This is a genomic window from Citrobacter sp. VF227 (genome assembly GCF_052950715.1).
Genome location: NZ_JBRFVF010000383.1, coordinates 1 through 470 on the forward strand (window position 1 = coordinate 1; position 470 = coordinate 470).

General features: G+C 72.3%; 1 protein-coding gene. It reads left to right on the forward strand.

The genetic code is table 11. From position 1 onward, the window contains the following. Positions 1–146: 146 nt before the first annotated feature. Positions 147–470: TonB-dependent receptor plug domain-containing protein (locus tag ACU8YC_RS26870; protein ID WP_446896239.1), on the forward strand; the 324-nt coding region annotated here is incomplete at its 3' end.

Consider the following 470-nt stretch of genomic DNA (forward strand, 5'->3'; position numbering starts at 1 on the left):
CGCGGGCAGGCAATGCGCGGCGCGCGGGCCAGCAATCCCGGAAATGCCGGTTGCACATCTCTGTCGCGATCGGCGAGACAATCTTCAGCAAGCCAGCCATCCGCCAGCCAGCTCTCTGGAACGACTGTGTGCGGGCGGCTGTCATCATGCCTTATGCTTCTCACCGGGCGCTCGTCGCCCTCGGCGTCGTGCTGGCGACCCTGCCGGGCGCCCGGGCGGAGGAGGCCGGCCAGGCCGCGCTCCCCGAGCCCGCGATCGGCCTCGACACCCTGTCGGTCACCGCGACCAAGACCGCCGTCCCGGCCGTCGACGCCCTGGCGGGCACGAGCGTCGTCCCGCGGGCCGCGCTCGACCGTCTCCAGCCCGGGCGCCTGTCCGAGGTGCTGCGCGACGTGCCCGGCGTGATCACCCAGGAGAACCGGAACGACCCGGCGCAGGCGATCAACATCCGCGGCCTCCAGGATTTCGGC